This window comes from Mesorhizobium sp. M7A.F.Ca.US.006.01.1.1, assembly GCF_003997935.1.
GTDB lineage: Bacteria > Pseudomonadota > Alphaproteobacteria > Rhizobiales > Rhizobiaceae > Mesorhizobium.
The window spans coordinates 1-815 of record NZ_RZQL01000512.1 but is presented as its reverse complement, the minus strand read 5'-3'; the positions used below and the strand labels follow the sequence as shown (position 1 = coordinate 815).

General features: G+C 59.4%; 1 protein-coding gene. It reads left to right on the top strand.

Translation table 11 applies throughout. The annotated features are described in order from the left end of the window. Nucleotides 1-815 (top strand): ATP-binding protein (locus EN943_RS37220; protein WP_245476126.1); only part of this gene is annotated, 815 nt, incomplete at both ends.

Genomic DNA, 815 nt, shown 5'->3' with positions numbered 1-815 from the left:
TGACGGGCGGCGTCGCTCACGATTTCAACAATTTGCTGATGGCGATTCTGGGTAGTCTTGAGCTGCTCCGCAAACGGCTTCCCGACGATCCACAATTGCTGCGTCTTCTCGACAACGCGGTGCTCGGCGCGCGACGGGGAGCGTCCTTGACGCAGCGCATGCTGGCCTTTGCCCGGCGGCAGCAACTCGATCCAAAGCCTGTCGATTTGATAGGGCTCATACACGGAATGAAGGATCTCTTGGAACGATCGCTGGGCTCCAGGGCGATCATAGAGACGAAATTTCCGCTCTCGCTTGATCGTGTGATGGTTGATGAAAGTCAAATCGAACTCGCATTGCTCAATCTGTGCGTCAATGCCAGGGACGCGATGCCTGGCGGCGGAACGATCGTCATCTCCACTCGGATGGAACAGGTCGGCGAAAGCAAAGAGGCTGGCTTGGCCCCGGGCCCCTACGTCTGCCTCTCGGTAGCAGACGCTGGCGAAGGAATGGACGAAGAAACACTAGCTCGGGCGACAGAACCGTTCTTCACCACAAAAGGCGTAGGCAAAGGCACGGGTCTCGGTCTGTCTATGGTCCATGGGATGACAGAACAAATGGGCGGGCGCCTGACGCTTAGGAGCCGCAAGGGAGCAGGAACGACGGCGGAACTGTGGCTGCCGGTGGCCACCGCGAGCTCGGAAGTCGCGCGCGGGCCGGATGTTCTTGCCGAGGAAGCCATTGAGACGGCGTCGCTGCGGATTCTGGCAGTGGATGACGATGCGCTGGTCCTTTTGAATACCGCGGCAATGCTCGAGGATCTCGGCCATACTGTC